Genomic DNA, 22,200 nt, shown 5'->3' with positions numbered 1-22,200 from the left:
GAAGATGAAAAGTCGAGTTCTAAAAACGCGCCGGGAAGTGGTCAGCGCAATCATTTGCAGCTACTCAGGTGGCCGCGAATGTGCTGCCGCCCGGATCGGCCTGCCGCTCAAAAAGTTTGATAACCATGCTTATGAGAACAACAGCTGCCGCCCGCTGACCGATGCCCAGATCTACCAGCTGGAGCAGGTTACGGGCACTCACCACTTGCCCAACTACGTCGCGGCAATGTACGGCGGCATGTTCGTCCCAGTGGTCCATCCAGACAGACTGGATAACGTGGAGATGTACGCACGGGCTATGCAGAGTTCAGCCAAACAAGGGACGGTCGACCAGATCATTGCCCAGGCACTTGATGACGGGGTGATCACCGACGTTGAAGCCGAGCTGATCCAGAACGCCCATACCTTGCACATGGCCGCACGCACCGCCGAAGTGTATGCCGCGATCGATCTCTACCGCGCCAAATCGGGGAAAGCCAAATGACCACTCAAACCAATGCCCTGGACTATCAGGAATGCATGCAGAACGCCGCCCTGGCTTTCCTTGAGCGCCATCAAGCCGAACACCTGAGCGATCTGTCGGCACTGCTTAACCGTGCCATCAACCACCTGGTGAACAGCTTCGACGTAGCAGAATCGGTTGCAACCAAACTGGCTTCCCTTGCCCACGTTGAGTTAATGGAAATCGCTTTCCGTCAGCGTCTCATCTTGGACCACAGCACCGAGACCGTTGTGGTTATCCGCGATCCAGTCAAAGGGCACTGCTGGTCTGTGCCTGTCAGCCTGATCTATCAACGCGTCCTGAACACCCCGGACAACGTCCGTCTGCGCTCCGCGCACTCGTAACACCCAACCCAAACCAAACGCCGGTCCCACGTCTTGTGGGTTTGGGTGAACTGCGCCCGAAGTCGAGGTTTCACGATGGTAAACGCCGTAATTGTCACCACTCAACTGCCCCCGGCCGAGGCCGAAGCGTTGCTGGCCGCGCTGCGTGAACAGTACCGCTTGAGCCTCAATGAACATTGGTACGACGACCAATTCCGCTTTGTAGCGGACGGTCTTCGCCACGGCGCAATCCTCGCCCACGTTCCGGTAATGGCAGCACAAAAACGCCTGATGGCCGCGCTCTCTCACAGCTTAAAAGCAGCGAAATAATGTCAATGATGAATGAAGATATCCGCACTCAACTACTTCAGCGGCTGGAAGATGACTTCGGCCTGAAGCTACGTGCAGGCACGAATTACATGCGGGGCGGGGTTTGCCCTGCCTGCAACAAGAAAGAGCTGTATGCCCGCCACGACAAGCCCTGGCAGATCCGCTGCGGCCGGCCGGAGCGCTGCGGCCATATCGAGCACGTCAAAGAAATCTATGAGGATCTGTTTGAGGACTGGAGCAAGCGCGCGCCGGCTACTGACAACGATCCGACCGTAACCGCACGTGCTTACTTGGAATTTGCCCGTGGTTTAAATGCCGGAGCTATGACCGGTTGGTTCACCCAAGAGAACTACGTCAATCACGAAACGAGAGAGTCTAGTGCCACGATTCGATTCCCCCTGCCGAACGGTGGCTACTGGGAACGCCTGATCGATCGCCCTTCCCGCTTCGGCAAGATGAAAGCCCGTTTCAAGCCCCAATATAGCGCCCAGGGTGAGTTGTGGTGCCCGCCGAGCGTGGACCTCGCCAAGGTGAAAGAGCTGTGGATTGTCGAGGGCATCTTCGACGCCACCGCCCTGGTGCAAAACGACGTCGACGCGGTGTCGGCCATGTCGAGTGTGAACTTCCCAGTAGAAGCGTTGAAACGTCTGGTCGAGCAGCGCCCGGGCAACCTGCCCACTTTGGTCTGGGCCCTGGACAACGAGCCAACTGCTCGCGGCTACCTGCTGCGCTGGGTCAAACAGGCACGTGAAATGGGCTTCACCTGTAAGGCGGCGCTGATTCCCCAGCGGGATAAGAAAGTCGACTGGAACGACCTGCACCAGCGCTGGCAGTTCGAAGAAGAAGGTAAAGCGCGTAATGACAAGCGTAAGCGTGACCTGGATGCCGCGCGTCATGAGGGTGACTTGCTGCTGGCTCCCTCGCCGAAAGAAAAGGCGCTGCTGATGTACACCTGGGAGGAGGGTTTCCCAGAGTTCGCTTTTGACTTCGGCAACCAAACCTACTGGGCCAAGTTCGATTTGTCGAAGCTTGAGGAAGAACAAAAGGCACTGGCAACCAGCGAAGACCACGAGGATCAACAGCTCAACGACAAGGCTGCACGCCGCAAGGTGCTGCAGAACGTCTGCAGCTTGAAGCTCTTGGCCAACTGCCGTTTTGAGGCGCTGTACAAGCAGGTGAACGACGTCACCAACGAGGCGTGGTTTTACTTCCAGGTGTTGGGTATCCACGACGACCATGGCGAGAATTACACGTTCACGCCGAAGCAAATCTCCTCAAGCAGCGAGTTTAAGACCCGCTTGATGTATTCGGGCGCGACCTGGCTGGGCACGCAAAAGCACCTGGACCAGATCATTATCCGTCAAACCGAACGCCTGAAAACCGTCGAGACCATCGACTTCCTGGGCTACAGCCGCGATCACAAGGCGTACATCTTCAACGACATCGCTATCCACGGCGGGTCCATTTACAAGGCCAACGACGAGGACTATTTCGAGTTCGGAAAGCAGCGGGTCAAATGCCTGATGAAGTCGGTAAAAATCAAAATGGCCTTGGACAGTAAGGGCTATCGCGAAGACTGGCTGCCGAACCTATGGACTGTCTTTGGCGAGAATGGCGTTCTTGCCCTCACCTATTGGTTTGGCTCGCTGTTCGCCGAGCAGATCCGGGCAGAACATGAGAGCTTTCCGTTTCTGGAAATGTCGGGTGAGCCCGATTCGGGCAAAACCACGCTGATCAAGTTCATCTGGAAGCTGTTCGGGCGGACCTACGAGGGTTTCGATCCGGCCAAAAGTTCGTTCTCAGGCTTGAGCCGCGCAATGGGCCAGGTGGCCAACTTGCCATTGGTGCTTCTTGAGGCTGACCGAAACACCAACGAGGACAATACCAAAGCCTTCGAATGGGACCAGTTCAAGGACTTCTATGGCGGCGGCACCCTGCGTACCCGGGGCGTCAAGTCCAACAGCAACGATACCTACGAACCGCCGTTTCGCGCGTCCATCGTAATCGCTCAGAACGCCATCGTTACCGGCCACGAAGCGATCATCAGCCGTATCGTCCGCTTGCCGTTTCTCAAGCCGGTGATCACCGATAAGAGCCGCAAGGCTGCTGACGCAATTGTTCAGACCGAGCTGGAGCACGTCAGCCACTTCATGGTGAAGGCAATGCGCGCCGAGCCGCAGGTGCTCAAGCGCTTCGCGGAACTGTATCCCCAATACCGCGCCGAGCTTTGGGCCAGCCGAAACCTGGCATCCGATCGGGTTATCAAGAACCACAGCATGATGCTGGCCCTGCTGGACTGCCTGCAGCTCGTCATCGCCATCCCGGACCACATGGTCCAGGCCTGCCGCAAATACCTTCTGAAAGCAGCCAACGAGCGCCAGGCGGCGATCAGCACCGATCCGAAGGAAGTGAACGAGTTTTGGCAGGTGTTTGATTACCTGGAGTCGCTGCCCTCTGCCCCGATGGTCAACCACAGCAAAAAGCCTGGCTTGATCGCCATCAACCTTAACCAGTTCGCGGAGGTCGCCCTGGAGCACCGCCAGCGCATTCCGGACCTGGCAGTGCTGCGCCGACTGCTCAAAGACTGCCGTGCTCATCATTGCTTGGACACTCAGAAACGCGTGGAAAGCGCGATCCGAGCACGTCAGCAGGATATGGCGCCGACTGCTCACATCCCGTCGACCATGCGTTGCTTCATCTTCCGGGAGTGATCGCCATGCACATCCAATTGATTGTTGAGCGGGAACAGGACAACGCAGCCGAGGAGATCCGCCGGATCACCGCGGTAATGGTTCAGCTGGGTTACCAGGGCAGAACCGTGTTTGCCGAAGCCTACAGCGCTGACGGCCTCGTCCAAATTCTTGAGGTTCGGGCCACCGGTGGCCAGAGCGAGATTTTCGTTATGGACTGCTCTCGGGAGCAAGTGCAGGCCGTGCTGGAGTGGCAGTCCTGCAACGACGAAGGGGAGTTTGAAGACCTGGTTATTCACCTGTTGCGAAAGGCATGAGCCTAAGCACCGGACCGGACACCGGCTACGCCGGCAAATGAAGGGCACCGAGGAGTTACAGCTCCCCGGTACCAACCACCACTGAGGGCAACACCATGCAAGCAGAGCACCAAAGCAGCAGCGATCCGAAGGCTACCACAGTGCCGGCAGAAGGACTGCAGGCGGCGCGGCACCTGATGGCCATACGCATCGTCGGTACCGCGCTTTTCGATTACCAGGTCCACAAGACGCCCGACGCCCGGATCCGCCTCGAGGCAGTCACCACCATGGCCCACCTGCAGGGCGATCTCTCCGCCAATGAAAGGGCCTTTGTGTCCCAGCTGCTGGCCAAATCTACTTCCACCGGAGCATCCGTATGAGCAGCTATTACTACAAGACTGTCGCACTTGACGCGGTGGCAATCGTTCGCAGCTTCTATGACCAGAAGGACGTCCAGCTTGCGGCAATGCAACGCCTTGGTGAGCTATTCGGCGGGGCGATCGCACCAATGCGCGACATTACTTCGCACTTTGCCGGCGGTGTGAAGTTAGGGTCTGGCCGTGAACTCGATGCGCATTGGCGTCGACCAGATGAATGGGGTTATCGCAGCCTGCGCGCTGCAGCTGTTGTCCCCAAGGGGTTGACCAAAGAACAGCGGGCAGCGATCAAGGCGGAGCACGCACGCCTGGTTGCGCAATGGGAGACTCATTGCCCCCCAAGTCTCGACACACATGCCTATTGGGAACAGCTCGGCGTAAACACCGGTAGCTTAATGCTTTGCGGCGGAATCAAGTTTGAACTGGACGGCACGGCTTACTTCCACCTCGGTTTCGACATCGACGAGGCTAATCACCTGAGCAAAGTTGCTGCAGGCCAGCCGACATCTGGTTGGATCGTGGGAGCAGTAGAAATAACCGCCGGCGAATTCGAAAAGGCCAGGACCACCAAACTATCCAAGCGTGAGGTGAGCAATGGCTGACTCAAGCACCCCGCGCACACGCCCAGCGCTGGCCAGCAAGCGGCTTGATCTGCCCAGCGTCTGCGATATCTGTGGCTTTGCTCGTTCGACTCGCCGGCACCAGGGCTGCAGCAAACAACGTCAACAACGGAAATCCGAAGAATGGGAGACGTTGATGGCAGAGAAAATTGCTGCGCGAGCAGCTCGGGAGAAACGTTATGTCCGATAAGAGGCGTCTGGTACGTCGACGCTCACGCTACGACGAGAACTCATTGTCCGATCTGCTCAGTATCACGATGGCAAATATTGAAGACGCATTGCTAGAAGCAGGTGCTTTTCCAGCTATTGATTACACCCACCTTGACCTCCTGAGCGCGGCTGGGCCCTTTGTGTTGAGTATGTTCAGTCGTGAGAGTGGCAACCCGATCACACTTACGACCACCTGACCGACCGGCAAAACCAGCAAAGATACAACCAGGTTCTAATCACTTAACCCCGGCTGCAGCACTACACTGCCCGGGGTGCTCCAGCTTACTGAGGGCTAGCAATGAACTCCCGACCGGACAACGTCCTGGTATTCACCGACCTGCAGCGCATAACCGGCTACCAACGCCGTTCTGACGTTGAACGGTCCCTGATCGACCAGGGCGTTCGCTTGTTCCGTGGCCGCACCGGGCCCTGGACGACGTTGGACCTTATCAACCAGGCCGCAGGCATGAAGCCAGCCGCAGCAGAACGATACGACTCCGACATCCTATGAAAAAAGCACGGAAGCGGAAGCATAATCCGCACATTCCAGCACATATCGACCAGGCCGCTCTCCCAGCGGCCGTTTACTTTGACCACCGAAAAGGTCAAGTCTGGTACACGCTGCACTATGACGAAACGGGAAAACAGCGCCGGCGCAACATTGCGCCGGCTGATGTTTCCTTGGCCGAACTGCACCAGATCATGGATGACGCATCCAACGTCGACCGTGGAACGCTTCGCTACGTTTGCGCGCAGTTCCACGAAAGTGATCGCTATAAGAAGCTCAGCCCCAAAACCCATAGCGATTACTGCTATTCGCGTGATGTCCTGCTGAGCTTGCCCACCAGGCTGGGTAAGCCGCTGGGTGATCTGGCTGTGCGGAAGTTTAGTTCTGCCCTGGTGCAAAGAATCGTCGATCGGCTAGCAGATGAAGGCACCCCGTCCAAAGCCGCCCACGCCCTTCGCTACCTGCGGCGCGTGCTGCAGTGGGGGCGCAACCGCGGCTACCTGGAAGTGAACCCCGCCCTAGGCATTGAAGCCCCAGTCGAACGAAAGCAACGCCGCCTGCCGAACCATCAAGTCATGGACACACTCATCGATCGAGCAATTGCCCGGGGCCTGCTGATACGCGGCGAAAAAGGTGGCTGCCCGGAATATCTCGGCTACGTCATGGAGCTGGCCTATCTATGCAGGCTACGAGGTATCGAAGTCGTTACCTTGACCGACGAGAACGAGCTGGAGACCGGGATTCTGACCAACCGTCGCAAGGGTAGCCGGGACAACATTGTTCGCTGGACGCCTCGACTGCGCAAAGCGTGGGATAACGCAAAGGCCTATCGAGCCAAGGTATGGGCCAAACGCAAAACAGCAATACCGATCATGCCGTCACGGCGAAACATCATCGTGGCCAGCCACGGTGGTCCGCTTCGAAAGTCCAGCCTGGACACCGCATGGCAGCGCTTCATCACCCTGGCTCTCGTCGACGAGATCATCACACCGGAGCAACGGTTCGCCCTTCACGATCTGAAACGTCGTGGCATCACCGACACAGTTGGCACTCGGGCGGATAAACAGGAGGCCAGCGGCCACCGCGACCCGAAGATGATGGACGTCTACGACCACAGCATACCGACCGTTTCCCCTTCTGCAGACTAAGAAAATCGGACGTAACAAGCGACACAGGGCCCGCCATCTACGCGGGCCTTGGCGTGTCTGGACGTAATAAGGAATCACGTAACCCATTGATTTGTATGTTTGAAGCACCTTCCTTGTAATCAGTAGGTCCCGGGTTCGACTCCTGGTGCCGGCACCATATAAGACGAAGCCCTCACAGAAATGTGAGGGCTTTGTTGTTTCTGAGGTGTTCATAGCTGAATCACACACCCCCCTCGCTTCAACCAGTCCCTTTCCCCTTAAAAAACACCACTTCAGCCTCAAAGCTTCATCTTTCAGCCTTTATGCTAAATTATGAACTGGCAATAATTATGGCGTATCCATAAAAAGGGATAATTGCATGAGCAGCATATTTCAGCGCCCTGAATTGGCTGAATCAATGGCAAACCAGCTTCTTAATCCAGGCGTACTCGATGAAGGGTTGCGCTCAGGCCTGTTTCTGTCTGGCCTGCGCCGCACGGGTAAAACGACATTTCTGAGAAACGACCTGATTCCCGCCCTGGAAGCAGCTGGCGCTCTCGTCATTTACGTCGACCTATGGAGTGACACGCTGGCCAACCCGGCAATGCTCGTGCACAACGCCATCCACAAAACCCTGCAAGAGCTGCAGACGCCAGGTTCCTCAGCCCTGGAGATGCTCAAGCGTGTCAGCAATGTTGACTTGGGCGTGGCAGGCTTCAAATTTGGCTTCAAGCTCGACAGCATTGGCAATGCTGATGGCCCTACGTTGGCTCAAGCACTTACGGAGGTTGTCGACCAAGCGAAGACTGACCTCGTGCTGATCATCGACGAAGTGCAGCAAGCCATTTCCTCGGACGATGGCAACCAACTGCTATTGGCGCTCAAGGCTGCACGTGATGCGATCAACCCACGCCCCAATACGCCGGGGTATTTCCTCTTTATCGGCACCGGCTCCCACAGGGCCCAAGTGAGCGAGCTGACCGCCAAACGCAACCAGGCGTTTTCCGGCGCTACCTCTGCGGCCTATCCATTGTTGAAAGGCGATTACGTTGAATTCCTGCTTGACCGACTTGCGATGACGGTGAAGAAGGAAAAGCTTCCCTCTATCGACGCAGCTATCGAGGCGTTCAATACGCTGGGGAACCGACCAGAAGAAATGCTCAAGGCACTTCGCCAACTCATGCAGCAGGACGGTGATCCCGATCTTTTCCTACCCGTGATTGCCAGTACGCTGCGCTCAGCAGCGGCGAGCATTGAGCTTGAGAAAGTTGAACAACTGGGCAGTTTGGCTCAAGCGATTTTCAACAAGATCGCAGCGACGGAAGGTGATGCCCGTGGGATATTCTCCGTCGACGCAGCGGCTGAGTATTCGAAGACGGTCGGTCGCGAGGTTCGGGTTGAGGAGATTCAACCGGTGGTGATCGCACTGGTTGCGGAGAACATCATCATGCGGCGCGGACATGGGATCTATGCGATTACGGATCAGTTTGTTCAGGAAATTTGGTTGGAGGAGCGGGCGTTGATTGGCGAAGGTTAGAGGTCTTCACAAGGCTTCTTCGCCTCTGTCCCGGCTTTTTGTTTGAGCAACTGATTGAAAGTCAGTAGGTCTAGGTCGCCCCCCACACCCACAAAAAAAGGCACTTCCCGTTAACCGCATAAGTGCCTTTTTTCGTCCCGCCCCCCCCCCAATCACCGCGCCAACATAAACGTCTCATACTCCAAATCTTCCAGCGCCGACGACAACCGCGCCAGCCCCATCAACACGCACACCAGCAACGACAGCGTAAACCCATACCCAAAGAAGCTAGGCCCCAGGTGCATGCTGAGCAGGGTCAGGGCGGCGTTGAGCACGGCGAACAGTACGCACAACTCCAGCACCACGCGGCGTTTGTCGAGGTAGAAGAACACGTTGAGCAACGCCATGAACACCACTTGGATGCTCACGCCGATCAGGTCGATGTAGAACAGCGGCAAGTAGTAGCTGGAGATGCCGATCCACTCCAGCAGGCGTGGGGCGAAGAGGAACAGCAGCACCACGGTGAGGCCTTGGACCTTGCAGATTTCCAGCAGGCCTTGGCGGATGGAGAGGGTCATTTCGGTTTTCAGCGAGCCGATGTGCTGCAAGGTCTCGCCGTCGCGAATGGCGCGGAACAGGCGGTCGTACCATTCGGCGAAGTCGGTTTCGATGCGCACCAGGAATACGGCCATGCCGGGGATGATCGCCAGGTAGGCGATGAAGATCGGCATGTCGTACAGGATCGAGGCGCGCAGCGGGCCGATGACCGCGTTGGAGGTGCCGGGGTTGAACCAGAACAGGATTTTGTCGACCCAGATGCCGAAGTTGTAGAAGAACCCCGTCACCAACAGGCTGAGGAAGACGTTACGACGATTGAGGAAATCGAAGGCAATCATCTTCTCGGCGCGGTATTCGCGCAGGATGTCGTACAGGTACAGGAACAGCAGGCTGCCGTGCCCGATCAACAACGCCAGCAACAGGCCAGGCATTTTCAGGAAGCTAAGCAGGTAGGCGCTCGCCACCATCAGCGAGTAACCCACCACCATCACCAGCAGGATGCGGTTGTACTTTTTCATCCCCGAGAGAAAGATGATCACCAGCCACAGGTTGCACAGCACCACGAAGTTCGACAGCACCAGCACACGGTAGATCAGCGGCTGATCGAACAGTACCGTCAGCACGATGATCCCCAACACCCCGGCGCCGACCGTGACCATCAACAGGATGCCCAACAGGTTGGGCAGGATCTGCTCGTAGTTGTGCTCGAACAACTGGTCGGACACGAAGCGGGTGAAGAACAACTGCAGGCCGCCCGTGAGGATCAACGAGCTGGCCATCAGGTAGGTCACCGTGACCAGGAACTGCCCCACCAGCGCGTTGGGCAACAGCAACCCCAAGCTGATGATCCCCACCAGCATCACGCTGATGATCGACAGCACCCACGGGCCAGAGCTGATCAGGCCCGCGTACACATAAGCGTGCAAGGTGGCGGTGTATGAGTCGCGCGAGAGGATCTTGCGCAGTTCGAAGCCAATGCCGGCCATTTTAACTGTTCTCCATGGCTGCCTGGTACAGGTCGCGGTAGCGCTGCAGCATCAAGGCTTCGGTGTAGTAACGGTTGACCCGCAGCAAGCCGGCGGCCTGTGCAGCCTTCCAGCGCTCGGGGCTGCGCAGCAGTTCGAGGATGGCGGCGGACGTGGCCTGTGGGTCGGCAATCGCCACCACCTTGCCCGCCACGCCCAGGTCGCGGTCTTCGGCGCTGCCGCCTTCGATCAGTTCGCGGCATGAACCCACGTCGCTGCTGATCACCGGCGTACCGGCAGCCCAGGCTTCGAGGATCACCAAGGGTTGCGCCTCGCTGATCGAGGTCAGCACCATCAGGCCCAGCTTGGGCAAGATGTCCTGGATGCGCTGGAAGCCCAGGAAGTGCACTTTGCCTTCAAGCCCCAGGCTCGCCATCAAGCTGCGGCACTCGCTGACGTATTCCGGGTCTTCCTCTTCGGGGCCGACAATCCAGCCTTCGGCGTTCGGCATGGCGCTGATCACACCACGCATGGCACGCAGGAAGGTTTTCACATCCTTGATTGGCACCACGCGCCCGATCAAACCCACGACAGGCGCAATGCCCGGCTCACGGGTTTCCATGGCACGGGACCACTGCGACAGGTCGATGCCATTGGCGATCAACTCCGTACGGCTCGGGTCGGCACCGTCCTTGATTTGGCGCTGACGGTTGCCGTCATACAAGGCAATGATCTTGTCGGCGCTGTTGTAGGCCAGTTGGCCGATCCGTTCGAAGTAGCGCACCCACAGCGTGCGGATGTACCCCGAGCCTCCGTCGAGGCTGCGGTTGAGCGCCTGCCCGGAGGTTTCGGCAATCCACGTGGCCTGGGCCAGGTCGATCTTGCGCTCCTTGGTATAGATGCCGTGTTCGCTCAGCAGGTAAGTGCAGTTCCAGCGATGCTTGAGGATGCAACCCAGCAGCCCGGCGTAACCGGTGGAGATCGAATGCAGCACGCGCGCCGGCGGCATCTTGCGCGAGGCTTCGGCGAGCATCAGCAAGGGCGACTGCAACGAGCGCAGGGTCCAGAAATAGTTGACGAAAGAAGGGTCGGCGCAATGCTGGCGATAGCCTTCACTGAGGGTTTCCCAACTGGCCCGGCTGCGCAGCACATCATCCAGGGTCATGTGGCCCTCGGCGATGCAATTGAGCATGCGCTCCCCCAGCGCCCGCTCGGGCGGATCCGGGTGATGCAAAAAGCGATACAGGTCGGCTAGCTGCTGCGGGTCGGCATCGCGTGGCGTACCACGGGTGTCGGCGGGGTGCGTGGCGTCTTCGAGGAACATCTCTTCGATGTGCAACACGTTCGCCGGCACTTCATAACGCCGCGAGGTATACGCCGAACACTGACCACCGATGAACATCACCGAAAACGTCAGTTCCGGCAGGCCGAGGATCATCTGGTGAATCCAGCTCGATACACCGCCGCGCACGTAAGGCCAGGTGCCTTCCAGCAGCAGGCAGATGTCGGCCGTCGGGGTGGCTTCCTTATGATTCATTCCAGCTCCTCACCAACTCAGCAAAAGGTGGCCGCTGACGGGTTTTTTCCGGCAGGCTGGCGAGCAGCCCGGGAATCTCGTGATAGCGCCCCGCCTCGAACGCCAGCTCGGCATGAAAAGGCAGTAACTGAGCCGCACCCAGGCCGTTTCGCTCAGCCTCGTGCAAAAGGGCTTCAGCTCGCTCATTTTCACCGCGCTCCAGGGCAATACGGCCGGCCAGCAACAACAGCTCACCGCCCTCACCGGCCGCCAGGCCTTGCTCGGCATGTTCACTGGCTTGGCTCAGCACGTGCTCAAGCACACTGCCTTGGGCCAGGCCGAGGTAGGCCAGCTCCCAATACCAGCGCGCCAGCATGCTGTGCACCGGGCCGGCCGTGCGAGGGCTGACGCCCGCCAACTGCTCCAAGGCCATCTGGATGTGCAGGTTGATGTCGCTTTCCTGCTTGTCGAGCATCGAGTACGCCAGCAGACGGACGTCATCACTGGGGTCACCCAAGGCCAGTTTGAGGATGGGCACTGCGTCCTTGCCCGGCATGCGGCGTGTCGCCAACAGGGCGGCCAGTCGCTGATCGGGGTTGGGCGCGTGACGCAATACGTCCTGCAACCCGCCATCGGCGAAGATCGGCGTGCGCGTCTGGGCCTGTGCACGGAACGGCAGGCCCGGAATGCCGACCGATTGCCACGCTTGCTGGTCGCGTTTACGCGGCAAATACAGCGCCGGGAAAATCGACGCCACCACACCCAGGGTGCCGATCACCGGCACAAAGAACGCCAGGCTGAAAATGAACAACGGGCTCCACGGCAACGGCGCCCGGTAGCGTGCCGGCAACAGCAACCAGACGGCGCCGCAGAGCATCAGGCAGGCCAACCCGTGGCTGAAGGTGAATACCAGCAATTGGTGGACCTGCGGCGCATCGAGCCACAAACTGGCCCAACTGCCCGCCTCCAACAACACGGCGCCGCTAAACAGCCACTTGCTGATCATTCAGGCCACACTCGTTGTAAAGGAAGTTACGCAGCCCGTTGCGATCACAGCCAGGCTCCAGATTGAAAGGCATGACCCGTACACCCAGGCTGTCCAGATCCGTGTCGATGCCAAAGTGCTCGTGCAGCAACAGGCCGATACGTGCGAGGTAGCCTTGAGTGCCTTCCGGGCTGGTCAACGGCAACAGCACCAGCAGCAACGCGTGATCGCGGTTATTGCGCACCGGCAGGTGCAGGTCAAGGCCACGTTGGCTGCGCGCCATCAAGCGTGTCAGCTCGTCGTTGACGCGTGTCATCTCGAACGCGAACAACCCGGCAGGCAACGTGTGTTGTTCCACATCCACCAGCGACCGCTTGAGTTGCAACGAAAATTGCTGGGCGTCCGCATCGGGCAGGCGCAGCACTTGCGAATCGCGGCGCAACAGGTCGGCAATGTGGCCAGCCAGCAATGACAAGAGGCTCAGGGTGCGATCCTGGAACGCAAAGAACGGCATGTGCCGAACCGCCAGGACCGCCAGCAGACGGCCTTCGGCATCGATCAACGGGATGCACGCCTGCAGCGAGGAAAACTGCGCGGCGTTGCCAGCGTCGATCAGTTCCTGACGCACGCTCACCAGTTCGCCGCGCTCCAGGCACAGTTTGATCAAACCGTCATCGGTTTCCAGCGGCCCCATCACGCCGATCATCGCCAAGGCCTGGGGCAGTACGTTTTTCTCGCTGTCGTCGACGCGGTACAGGCCCGCCACACGTAGTGCACCGTATTGGCCGAGCATCGCCACGATCGGCTCGGCCAACTCGCTCAGTGCGTCGCCTTCGACCGGCATGCCACGCAGTTTTTCACGCAGGCCCAGCAACGAGCTGCGCAGGCTCTGGTCACTGCCGGCCACGCGTTGCTCCAGCAGGTCATGGGACACCCGCAGGATCTGGTGAGCACGGGTGAATTCGTCGAGACGGTACTGACGGTATTCGTTAGCCATCTGCAGACGCTCCAGGCGGCGCACCCACAGGTCACGCACCTCGCCCACCAGCATTCCGCACACCAGCACACCGACGATGAACGACGGTTCAAGCTGGGTGTAACCTTCATGCCCGGTGTAGCGCAGGGCAAACAGCGCCGCCACCAGCAGCACGGCGCTGAACAGGCCGCGCACAAAACCGTAACGCACACCCAACAGCAGCGGCGCCAGGATTGGCCAGGGGAAACCACCGTGCATCTGCAACGGGTCTTCGGGAGTCAGCCAGAAGCCAAGACCAATGGCCAAGCCCGTCACCAATAGCGTTTCCAGCCAAGACACCGGCCCGCTGGCGCGAGGCGCCAGGCTGTAATCCATGTGTGGAGAATTCATTGCGTTCACTCGAATCGAAGGGCGCCAACCAATTTGTCGATTACCGTCTGAGCATTGCCCGCCAGGCTTTCACGGGACCAGCCGGCGCGCGCGCCGCTTTTGCTCCAGAGCACACGACCGCTGTTGGCTTCCAGCACGCGCAGGCTGATGCCCACCGCCGGCTCACCGTCCAGGCCGTTCTTGTACTGCCACTCTTCGACGCTGCCGGCGACGACGTAATCGAGCTTCTGCTCACGGGCCCATTCCAGGGCACCGGTGAGGCGCTCATTGTCGTCCATCAGCGCCTGTTCGCCCTGGGTGCTGGTTGGGTAGACCCGAGGTTGCAGGCCGTGGCTGCTGAGTACGCTGAGCAGGATCTGCTCGCTGCGCTCACCCGCCTGCGGGGTCTGCGAATAGTTGATCATCGGCACGATGCCCCACTGCGCATTACGCGGCAGGTTCGGGCTGTTTTCACTGGTGAAGCTGGAGCAGCCGGCGACGAACAGGACTGTCAGAGCCAGGCTCAGGTTACGAATTGCTTGCATAGGTTTTTCTCCCGTAGATTCTGTAATCAGCGCCCGAAACGCACGCCGTAGCTCATACCCACTGTGCCGCCGGACTTGCCATCCCCGCCCTGTGGCGCAGATTGGTAGCCGAAGGTGAGGGCCAGTTCGTCGTCACCCAGGACTTCGAAGCCGACGCCGGTGTTGATGCCGTAGTTGAAGGTTTGGTCGGTCCACTGCCAGCCAGCCGTCATATCCACCAGCCAGGTGTATTGCGGCTTGCTGCGCACCAGGGCGCCAGGGATGCCACGACGCCAGGAGGTGCCAACGTAGAGTTGGCCGTAGCGGCTTTGCAGCAGGTCGCCCGACGGAATGGTCTGCAACTCGATCGGATCACCCGGCTCAGGCGGCGCGACATCAGGCACTCGAATCGGCCCTTTATAATCGCTGGAGAGGTAATCCAGGTTGCGATCCTTGACGTTGTTTTTCTGGTAGTCCACACCGCTGCGCACCGTCCAGTTGGGCCCGGCGAATTCCAGCGTGTGGTTGAGTTCCAGCTTCAGCGCATGACCATTGCCCAACGAGTCGCCGGCACGGGTCGAGAACGAGCGCTGTGCCACTTCCCAGCTCAACTGGTCCCGCGCGGTCAGGCCGTGACGGCCACCGACCCAGGCGCGGTCCTGTTGGCCGAAAGCGCGCATCAGACCGCTGTCGTCGCTCTTGCGATGCCAGTCCAGGCCAGTCTCGATCTGGTGACTGTTGCCCACCTGCCACATACGCGACAGGCCCAGGCCGTTGCGGTCGTCATCCTTGCGCTGGCTGGTGTCGGCGAACAGCTTCCAGCTACCGTTTTCCACTGAACGCACCAAGGTCAGGGCCGCGTTGCTCTCGTCACCGATGCGCGAAGAGATGACGTCGTCGCCTTTATAGTTGCCGTGTTCCATCTCGACATCGGCGTACCAGTTGTCACCCAGATTGTGGGCGATTTCCAGGCGCGGCGAGTCAAACGACAAGCCACCGAAATCCTGTTTCTGATACGACAGCAATGCGCCTTGCGGGGTGGCTTCGTGGATCTCCACCGCCTGGCGACGCAGTTGCTCGTTCACCGAATCCGGCTGATCGTCGCCCAGGGCAGACAGGCTGGTTTCCAGTGCCTCGTTGGTGCGGCCCAAACGGCTGAGCGCCTGCGCACGCTGCGCCGGGTTCAGGTCGCTGCTGGCCAGCAGGGTTTCAACCTGGGCTTTATTACGGCTGCGCAAAGCTTCCTGGATCTGCTCGTAACGGTCGACCTTGAGACCTTGGGTACGCGCCCAGGCCAGCCAATCATCTTTCTGCGCTTGCTGGTTGGTCGCATCCAGGCGGGCCAGCAGGCGCTCGAACCACAGCTGTTTCATTGACGGCGAACCGTCTTTCCACTTCAGCAATTCTTGCTGGGCCTTTTGCGGCGAGTAGCTGCTCGACATCAAGCGCAGCCAGATCGCGTAGCGCTGGGACGAGGGTTGCAGGTTCTCGGCTTCGGGGCTGCGCAGCAACTTCAAGCGCAGGCGCTGGGCGGCGTCCTGGTAGCCGGACGTTTCCAGTGCGTCGGCATACGCCGCCTGCACCAGCCAGTCGTTGGGGCTGAGCTTGAGGTACAGGCGATACCAGGCCAAGGCCTCGGCATCGCGCCCCAATAGCTGGCTGGCACTGGCGAATGGCAGCCAGAGCAGACGGTCTTCCCGTGCATAAGCGCGCCATTGGGTCAGCAGAGGCTTGAGCTTTGCCGTGTCGGCCTGGTCGACGTACAGCCAGGTCAAGCGCTCGCGGAACAGGTTGTCATCCGGGTAGCGCGACAAGCCCAGCAGATAGAGACGCTCGGCCTCGGCAGTATCGCCCTGCTCCACCGCCAAGGCACCGCGTACCGCCAGGACCTGGGCTTGCTCGTAGGCCGCCGGGTATTTCTTGGCGTCTTCCAACAAGGCAACGACCTGATCCCACTCTTGTAGCTCCTGGGCCAATTGCAGGGCCTCGACCAACCGCTGCGGATCTTGGGCGCGGTGCCAACTGTCGACCATCAACTTCAAGGCACGCTGTGGATCACTGCTGCGATACAGGGTGATCAACTGGCTCTCATCGCCACTGGTCAGCTTGCCATTGAGGGACAACAGCTTTTCCAGGGAGACACGCAAGTCTTCATCCCGCTCCAGGTCCCAAGCGAGCGCCGCACGGGTGCGCCAGTACTCAGGGTCATCGATGGAGGCATTGTCCGACTTCACCACTTCCCAGGCCGCTTGTTCATCAAACAGCTTCATTTCCGTACTGGCCCAATCGACCAATTCGGCGGTGGTCAGCTTGTAGCGTTTGGCATAGTCCTTGTAGAGCTTGCCTTTGGCCGCGAACTGCCCGGTGTTTTCCAGGTTCTGCAACAAGCGCGTCCAGGCCAGGCGATGGGCCGGGTACTTGCGCAGGTAAGCGCGCAACCAGGATTCGGCTTCAGCGGGAGTGCCGCGTGACTCATGACCGTAGATCAAGGCATCCAGTTCGATATCCGTGAGCGGGCGCTGCTGCATGATTTCAGCAAGCAGCGGAATCGAGCGGGCAAAGTCGAATTGCAGGCTGGCGAGGCGCCAGGCGTGCTCGCGGACTTTCGGGTCTTCCTTGAGTTTGAGTAAGCGAATCCAGTAGTCCAGCGCGGCCTCGTTGTCGCCGCGCCATTCACCGAGCTTGGCCATTTGCTCCAGCAACGCGGTGTCATCCGGATAATCGATAACCAGCTCTTGACCGGTTTCCCACGCACCCGCTAGGTCATTGATAGACAGGCGCACCTGGAATTCCTTGACCAGGATTTTGCGGTTGTCAGGCTCCAGGTCATGCCATTGCTGGAGCACACGCTGGGCCAAGTCGAACTGCTTGGTTGCAACGGCGATATCCACGCCTTGCTCCAGCCACGCTACGTCGGTTTGCGGGTTCTTCAGCTGGGGCAACTCGTCAGCCAGCACTTGCGCGGCCTGCTCGTCACGTCCGGCCGAGAGCAGGCTGTTGAACGCGAGTTGCGCATACTCACGCCGCTCACTCGGCTGTTGGGCGTCGCGCTTGAGTTGCAGATAGATGTCTGCGGCGCGCGCAGGTTGCTCACCCGCCAGGTACCACTGTGCGGCTGATTTGAGCGCATCGGTATGTTGCGCCGGATCACGCCCTGCGATCTCTTCAAACACCGTGGCGGCAAATGCCGGCGCCTGCAGGTTCAGCGCCAGCTTCGCCAGGTTTTGCAACTGGGCCACCGGCAGCTTGCGATGGTCGAAGCTTTGCAGACGCTCGACCAACGCCTGTTGCGCGATCAAGTCGTTGCCACTGGCCGCGATCAGCGCATCCAGTTCCAGGCGATAGTAGGCCTGGATTTCCGGCTGTGGCTTGGGCCAGGCATCCACGTGTTGACGCGCTTTGGTGTAGTCACCGAGGCGAATCAGCAAATCGACCAGTTGCAAACGCAAGCGGTCGTCGTCCGGGTGCGCCGTCAGCAACAGCTCGGCATAGTTGGCCGACACGGCGTCGGGTTCACGCCCGTCCGGTTGAAATACTTCTTCACGCTGGAAGGTCGCCCACAGCAGGCCGCCCACGGCCACCGCGACCACTGCCAGTGCCCATGGATTGAGCAGGCGGCTGCTTTTAGTTGCAGAGGAGTTGACCATTACTCACCTGCTTCATAGGAAGTTGAAAAGTCCAAAGACCGGCCGAAGCCTTGCCCGCGAATCGCTGCCCATCGACTTCCACGCGGCAGGCGGTTGCCGAGCGCACGGAGAAGGTCAGGTCGAACTGACCGGCGAAGGAAAAGCTCACGCGACGATCGTCCAGGTAACGCCAATCGAGTAACGGCACGTTGGCTTCCTCCAGTGCTGGGCGAGGGTCTCTGTCGGCACGCAATGCCAACAACGCCCGGTCACTGCTCAAGGCCACGTAGCGCCCTTGCGGCAAGTCGCGAACGCCAGCGATACCTTGGGATTTGAGCAAATCCGGCCAGCCCATATTGGCGTCGAGGCGCACGGTGCGCAGTGCGTCCATCCCGCGAATCTGCCAGGCGCCGTCAGCCGTACGCGCCAGGCTCGACTGGTACAGACCATGCAGACGATCGACGTAGTCGCTCATCCACAACGACATCGGTTGCTGCTCACGCATGTAACCGTAGATCTCGTGCATGGCCTTGATCGAGGCCTGCTTGGTGCTGGAATAGAAGTGATAGTAAAGGTGCAGGCCACGCAAGCGGCGCGGGCTGTCGGTCAGCTCGAAGGTCTCGATCAACTCACGGAACCCGTAATACGGGCCTTTCCACAGGTTGGTGTACAGGTTCTCGTTGATGATCGGCGCGTAGTACTGCAACCCGCCAGGCGTCGGGCGCAGCAAGGGGTTGAGGCCGGTCAGCGACGGGTCGGCCTTGGTCATGATGGTTTCGGCGCCGTTGACGTTCTTCAGGCCGGCGTCATACGCCAGCTTGATGGTGTCCGAGGACGGCAATGCATCGCCTGGCCAGAACACCATCTTCACCGGTTTCTGCGGGGTGGTCAGGTTCTGGTTGATGTAGTCGCGCGAGCCAAAGATCTCGCGGCGAAAATCGATTTTGTTGTAGCCGGCGATTTTCATGTTCAAGCCGTATTCCGGGTTGAAGTTCTCGCGTTTCTTGGCTTTGTCCGGCTGCATGAAAAACGGGTGGCTGTAGGTGTGCGTGGCCACTTCGACTTTAGGGTTGGCGAAGATCTCACGGGCAATCGGCTCAAGCTCACGCGCCAGGAACGGGAAGGCGCCGCGCGGCGAAATCTCGCCTTCGATGATCGACACCGACGTCAGGAACGGATTGGGCTTGATGTAATCGTCCAAGGTGTGACGACCGGCGTAGGGCGTACCACGCACTTCGGCACGGGAGGGGAAACCGTCGCCATCGATGTGCACGGTCGCAATGCGCCGGCCATTTTCGGTGGTGGTGTCGGGCCGTGGTTGCGCCGGCAGATGCAGGCTGGCCTGCAGGAACGCGAACGGATCGAGAATCCAGCGGCTGCGCTCGTTGTTGATTTCAAGCAGGTAAGGCGCGAGCGCAAGGCCGCCCCATTTACCGACCACCACCGGGTTGAAAACGGCGCCATTGGCACCGCTCAAGGACAACGCCGGGGTTGGGCCGTTGGGCAATACAGAGACCGCTGCAAGGTCACGCGAGCGAGGCACCACCGGTGCCTCGAAGGCGCCCAGCAACGCCTTGTCCTGATGGGTGATGGTCAACACTTGAGTGGCGGGTGGGGCATCCCGCTTGAGGCCCAGGCGCTTGAGCAGCAGCTTGTCCTCAACCGGCAAGCCACTGAAAAACACCACCGGAACCTGTTCGTCCAGGCGTGCATTGAGAAAGCGATTGAATGCGGGGGCATCCTGCGGCGGGCCGCTGGTCATCCAGGTGACGACGCCCGCGTACAAGCCACTGAAACCGTAGAGCGGCAGGTCACTGTTGGCGGGCAGATAATCGACACGGTAACCGAGGTACTCCAACAAACCACCCAGGTTGCTATGGCCGGCGGCATCTTCCAGCGCGCCTTCACGCGGGTCGTAGATCATCGCGATACGGCGCGGCTGGACCTCGATGCTGCTGATACCCAGGGTGTTGAGGTCCGGGGTACTGATGTAGGGGATGAAGCCTTCATCGCGCAGACGCTTGGCGAGCTTGCGCGCTTCTTCACGACGCTCCGGTGGCAGGTAGTCGATGGCCACCAGCGGCACGCCCTTGGCGCGCAGCGGTTGCAGGTGGGTTTCGAGCCACTGGCGATCGGACTCGGACACCGGGCGATAGCGTTTGGCGGAAGCATCCCAACCGGCATGGATCGATTCGACCGCTACGGCGGCGGCAACGCCGTCCAACTCAGGCAACACTTCGAAACCGCGGTTGAAGAACAGCTTCAGGTTTGGCTGACGCTTGTGCAACTCACGCAACAAGCTGGCCAGGCCGACGCGTTGGCTTTCGCGCGAGGCCTGGGGCATCAGTTGGAAGCTGTCGAGGGTATCGAGGAACAGGCCGGCATAGCCTTGCGCTTCCAGTGCCTTGGCGCGCCCGAACAGGTGCTCACGCCAGGCCGTCGAGGTGAGGTCCATCACCTGGCTGTTCCAGGCGTCGTTACGCACCGGGGACACCGCTTTGCTCAACCCGGCTTTCTCGACCTCGGCCTTGTTGCCATCGAACTCGCCGATGGACAGGTAGGCAAACGGCTGGCTGCCCAGCGCCCGCAAGGTCTTCACATCGGCGGGTGTCATGTGGCCCGGCTCGACCACGGCCCAGTCGAACTGCGACAGTTCCGGCAACGGCGGTTGCTCGGCGTACCAGAAAGCCACGCTGCTCGGTTGAGAGACAGCAGCAGCGTGCACAGCCGGCCCACCGACGAATAAGGCAAGAGCGGCAAACAGCCGCTCAGCGATCGCGCGGACACGCGTCCTGCGGAAAACGATTTCCATAATTCACTCTTGAAGATGACTGAGCCAATACTGCGTAAACGTCGGGCGAAGTGACCGGCGAACTACAAACTGCGCAACAACTGCGCCAAACCCTGGCCGATGGACGTCGGTTGCGGGAGTGCAAAGCGCTCCAGCAGACGGGTGTTATTGGCGCGCGAGTGGCGGATGTCGCCTTGGCGTGGAGCCTGGTATGTCACGTTCAACGCAGTGCCGGTGGCATTGCCCAGTTCAGCGATCAGGTCGTTGAGACTGGTCGAGCGGCCAAGCCCTACGTTGATGGCTTCAGGTGCCGGTTCTCGGGTCTCGACTGCCTGGACGAGAATGCTCACCAGATCCTGCACGTAGACAAAATCGCGGGTTTGCTCGCCGTCACCAAACACGGTAATTGGCTTACCCGCCAACGCGCGTTCGGTGAAGATGCTGATCACGCCGGAGTACGGCGAAGACGGATCCTGGCGTGGGCCAAAGATATTGAAGAAACGGAATATTACCGGTTCCAGGCCATGTTCGCGACGGTAGAAGTCCAGGTAGTACTCACTGGCCAGTTTGTCGCTGGCATAAGGCGTCAGTGGGGACTTGGGGGTGTCTTCGGCGATGGCTGTACCTTCGCCGTTGTTGCCGTAGGTCGCGGCGCTGGAGGCAAACACTACGCGCGTCACGCCGGCCTTGAGCATGCTTTGGCACACATTAAGCGTGCCGACGAAATTGGCCTGGTGGGTGGCGACAGGGTCGTCCACCGAAGCCTGCACCGACGCTACCGCTGCCAGATGCACGACGGCGCTGCAATCAGCCATGGCCTGTTCGACCACGGCGCTGTCGGCGACATCGCCAATCATCAGCTCCAGATCAGGATTCCCGGCGGGCAGGTTAGCCACCTTACCGGTCGACAAGTTATCCAGTACGCGAATCTTGTAGCCTTTACCCAGCAAAGCCTCTACCAGATGTGACCCAATAAAACCTGCACCACCGGTAACCAGAATTCGTCCTACAGCCATGAAGTTTACTTCCTAAGACTCGAGTGCAGGCACGCAGTAGCGAACCCGCTAATTAAAGGTGACAGTGTTTAAGGGCTACCCTGACCAACGTCGCCTGGCCATCCGAGTCCAAGCCGCCTTATCCCTGAATCTTGAAGAACCACAGCATGGGACGAATGCGCGTCGCTAATGTCATTTTAATGGCTTAGAGCCATCAAAATCGTCGCGAATGATGTTGGATCCTAAAGGGACTGTCAATGCATTGTCTTACTTGCCGCCAAACGGCACTCAGACGTCAAAAAACAGTCATTAATTTGACGGCATTAATAGAACACAGCGTTCTTGTCACCCTTCCAGGCATCGTGTTTACTGCGCCAATCGCAGCCTCCGAAGCAT

Annotated in this window: 19 protein-coding genes; 11 read left to right on the top strand and 8 right to left on the bottom strand. The window is 59.5% G+C overall.

Annotation, left to right across the window (positions count from 1 at the left end):
* The first annotated feature begins 4 nt into the window (after positions 1 to 4).
* The 11 genes from CI807_RS08130 (at position 5) to CI807_RS08075 (ending at position 8,520) form a co-directional block, all read left to right on the top strand.
* Positions 5 to 484, top strand: a complete 480-nt coding sequence (locus CI807_RS08130; protein WP_305883445.1) for a YmfL family putative regulatory protein — start codon at positions 5 to 7, stop codon at positions 482 to 484.
* Entirely contained in the window at positions 481 to 846 is a 366-nt protein-coding gene (locus CI807_RS08125) for a hypothetical protein (RefSeq protein ID WP_095014317.1), read from the top strand. Before CI807_RS08130 ends, CI807_RS08125 begins: the two co-directional genes overlap by 4 nt.
* A gap of 75 nt (positions 847 to 921) precedes the next feature.
* On the top strand, positions 922 to 1,155 hold the full coding sequence (locus tag CI807_RS08120) for a hypothetical protein (protein ID WP_095014316.1): 234 nt from the start codon (positions 922 to 924) through the stop codon (positions 1,153 to 1,155).
* On the top strand, positions 1,155 to 3,866 hold the full coding sequence (locus CI807_RS08115) for a toprim domain-containing protein (protein WP_095014315.1): 2,712 nt from the start codon (positions 1,155 to 1,157) through the stop codon (positions 3,864 to 3,866). The genes CI807_RS08120 and CI807_RS08115 overlap by 1 nt, the downstream gene beginning before the upstream one ends.
* 5 nt (positions 3,867 to 3,871) lie before the next feature.
* On the top strand, positions 3,872 to 4,162 hold the full coding sequence (locus CI807_RS08110; protein WP_095014314.1) for a hypothetical protein: 291 nt from the start codon (positions 3,872 to 3,874) through the stop codon (positions 4,160 to 4,162).
* A 95-nt stretch (positions 4,163 to 4,257) separates the two neighbouring features.
* A complete protein-coding gene (locus CI807_RS08105) occupies positions 4,258 to 4,521 on the top strand; it encodes a hypothetical protein (RefSeq protein ID WP_095014313.1) in 264 nt (87 codons plus the stop codon).
* Positions 4,518 to 5,120: a hypothetical protein gene (locus CI807_RS08100; RefSeq protein WP_095014312.1), complete on the top strand. Its 603-nt coding sequence runs from the start codon at positions 4,518 to 4,520 to the stop codon at positions 5,118 to 5,120. The genes CI807_RS08105 and CI807_RS08100 overlap by 4 nt, the downstream gene beginning before the upstream one ends.
* 251 nt (positions 5,121 to 5,371) lie before the next feature.
* Complete coding sequence (locus CI807_RS08090) at positions 5,372 to 5,545, top strand: hypothetical protein (RefSeq protein ID WP_157742008.1); 174 nt, start codon at positions 5,372 to 5,374, stop codon at positions 5,543 to 5,545.
* Positions 5,546 to 5,646: 101 nt separating this feature from the next.
* Positions 5,647 to 5,859: a hypothetical protein gene (locus CI807_RS08085; RefSeq protein ID WP_095014309.1), complete on the top strand. Its 213-nt coding sequence runs from the start codon at positions 5,647 to 5,649 to the stop codon at positions 5,857 to 5,859.
* On the top strand, positions 5,856 to 7,004 hold the full coding sequence (gene xerC / locus CI807_RS08080) for a tyrosine recombinase XerC (protein WP_095014308.1): 1,149 nt from the start codon (positions 5,856 to 5,858) through the stop codon (positions 7,002 to 7,004). The genes CI807_RS08085 and xerC overlap by 4 nt, the downstream gene beginning before the upstream one ends.
* Positions 7,005 to 7,362: 358 nt before the next feature.
* Entirely contained in the window at positions 7,363 to 8,520 is a 1,158-nt protein-coding gene (locus tag CI807_RS08075) for an ATP-binding protein (protein WP_095014307.1), read from the top strand.
* 152 nt (positions 8,521 to 8,672) lie between these two features.
* Here the strand turns inward: CI807_RS08075 and pelG are convergent, their stop codons facing one another.
* From pelG to CI807_RS08035, 8 genes are all read right to left on the bottom strand, one after another.
* Entirely contained in the window at positions 8,673 to 10,043 is a 1,371-nt protein-coding gene (pelG, locus tag CI807_RS08070; protein ID WP_095014306.1) for an exopolysaccharide Pel transporter PelG, read from the bottom strand.
* Between the two features lies 1 nt (position 10,044).
* On the bottom strand, positions 10,045 to 11,559 hold the full coding sequence (pelF, locus tag CI807_RS08065; protein ID WP_095014305.1) for a GT4 family glycosyltransferase PelF: 1,515 nt from the start codon (positions 11,557 to 11,559) through the stop codon (positions 10,045 to 10,047).
* Positions 11,549 to 12,544, bottom strand: coding sequence for a HEAT repeat domain-containing protein (locus CI807_RS08060; RefSeq protein WP_095014304.1), 996 nt, complete (start codon positions 12,542 to 12,544; stop codon positions 11,549 to 11,551). Before CI807_RS08060 ends, pelF begins: the two co-directional genes overlap by 11 nt.
* Positions 12,522 to 13,889: a PelD GGDEF domain-containing protein gene (locus tag CI807_RS08055; RefSeq protein WP_016979091.1), complete on the bottom strand. Its 1,368-nt coding sequence runs from the start codon at positions 13,887 to 13,889 to the stop codon at positions 12,522 to 12,524. Before CI807_RS08055 ends, CI807_RS08060 begins: the two co-directional genes overlap by 23 nt.
* A 5-nt stretch (positions 13,890 to 13,894) precedes the next feature.
* A complete protein-coding gene (locus tag CI807_RS08050; protein WP_016979090.1) occupies positions 13,895 to 14,413 on the bottom strand; it encodes a hypothetical protein in 519 nt (172 codons plus the stop codon).
* A gap of 26 nt (positions 14,414 to 14,439) precedes the next feature.
* Positions 14,440 to 18,039: a tetratricopeptide repeat protein gene (locus CI807_RS08045; RefSeq protein ID WP_095014303.1), complete on the bottom strand. Its 3,600-nt coding sequence runs from the start codon at positions 18,037 to 18,039 to the stop codon at positions 14,440 to 14,442.
* The gene (locus tag CI807_RS08040; RefSeq protein WP_095014302.1) at positions 18,017 to 20,830 is read right to left on the bottom strand and encodes a bifunctional glycoside hydrolase 114/ polysaccharide deacetylase family protein; all 2,814 of its coding nucleotides are present in this window, start codon (positions 20,828 to 20,830) and stop codon (positions 18,017 to 18,019) included. The genes CI807_RS08045 and CI807_RS08040 overlap by 23 nt, the downstream gene beginning before the upstream one ends.
* A gap of 62 nt (positions 20,831 to 20,892) precedes the next feature.
* Complete coding sequence (locus CI807_RS08035; protein ID WP_095014301.1) at positions 20,893 to 21,825, bottom strand: NAD-dependent epimerase/dehydratase family protein; 933 nt, start codon at positions 21,823 to 21,825, stop codon at positions 20,893 to 20,895.
* Positions 21,826 to 22,200 lie beyond the last annotated feature (375 nt).

Origin of the sequence: Pseudomonas sp. NS1(2017) (assembly GCF_002269425.1) — a bacterium.
GTDB lineage: Bacteria > Pseudomonadota > Gammaproteobacteria > Pseudomonadales > Pseudomonadaceae > Aquipseudomonas > Aquipseudomonas reactans.
Note: the sequence above shows the minus strand (reverse complement) of the source record. Positions and strands in the feature narration are given on the sequence as shown.

What these genes read in the sequence shown, in the direction of transcription:
- pelF (WP_095014305.1), bottom strand. Translation starts at nt 11,559, where the DNA reads ATGAATCATAAGGAAGCCACCCCGACGGCCGACATCTGCCTGCTGCTG.
- CI807_RS08085 (WP_095014309.1), top strand. Translation starts at nt 5,647, where the DNA reads ATGAACTCCCGACCGGACAACGTCCTGGTATTCACCGACCTGCAGCGC.
- CI807_RS08055 (WP_016979091.1), bottom strand. Translation starts at nt 13,889, where the DNA reads ATGAATTCTCCACACATGGATTACAGCCTGGCGCCTCGCGCCAGCGGG.
- CI807_RS08060 (WP_095014304.1), bottom strand. Translation starts at nt 12,544, where the DNA reads ATGATCAGCAAGTGGCTGTTTAGCGGCGCCGTGTTGTTGGAGGCGGGC.
- CI807_RS08130 (WP_305883445.1), top strand. Translation starts at nt 5, where the DNA reads ATGAAAAGTCGAGTTCTAAAAACGCGCCGGGAAGTGGTCAGCGCAATC.
- CI807_RS08120 (WP_095014316.1), top strand. Translation starts at nt 922, where the DNA reads ATGGTAAACGCCGTAATTGTCACCACTCAACTGCCCCCGGCCGAGGCC.
- CI807_RS08100 (WP_095014312.1), top strand. Translation starts at nt 4,518, where the DNA reads ATGAGCAGCTATTACTACAAGACTGTCGCACTTGACGCGGTGGCAATC.
- xerC (WP_095014308.1), top strand. Translation starts at nt 5,856, where the DNA reads ATGAAAAAAGCACGGAAGCGGAAGCATAATCCGCACATTCCAGCACAT.
- CI807_RS08075 (WP_095014307.1), top strand. Translation starts at nt 7,363, where the DNA reads ATGAGCAGCATATTTCAGCGCCCTGAATTGGCTGAATCAATGGCAAAC.
- CI807_RS08110 (WP_095014314.1), top strand. Translation starts at nt 3,872, where the DNA reads ATGCACATCCAATTGATTGTTGAGCGGGAACAGGACAACGCAGCCGAG.
- pelG (WP_095014306.1), bottom strand. Translation starts at nt 10,043, where the DNA reads ATGGCCGGCATTGGCTTCGAACTGCGCAAGATCCTCTCGCGCGACTCA.
- CI807_RS08105 (WP_095014313.1), top strand. Translation starts at nt 4,258, where the DNA reads ATGCAAGCAGAGCACCAAAGCAGCAGCGATCCGAAGGCTACCACAGTG.
- CI807_RS08040 (WP_095014302.1), bottom strand. Translation starts at nt 20,830, where the DNA reads ATGGAAATCGTTTTCCGCAGGACGCGTGTCCGCGCGATCGCTGAGCGG.
- CI807_RS08035 (WP_095014301.1), bottom strand. Translation starts at nt 21,825, where the DNA reads ATGGCTGTAGGACGAATTCTGGTTACCGGTGGTGCAGGTTTTATTGGG.
- CI807_RS08050 (WP_016979090.1), bottom strand. Translation starts at nt 14,413, where the DNA reads ATGCAAGCAATTCGTAACCTGAGCCTGGCTCTGACAGTCCTGTTCGTC.
- CI807_RS08115 (WP_095014315.1), top strand. Translation starts at nt 1,155, where the DNA reads ATGTCAATGATGAATGAAGATATCCGCACTCAACTACTTCAGCGGCTG.
- CI807_RS08125 (WP_095014317.1), top strand. Translation starts at nt 481, where the DNA reads ATGACCACTCAAACCAATGCCCTGGACTATCAGGAATGCATGCAGAAC.
- CI807_RS08045 (WP_095014303.1), bottom strand. Translation starts at nt 18,039, where the DNA reads ATGGTCAACTCCTCTGCAACTAAAAGCAGCCGCCTGCTCAATCCATGG.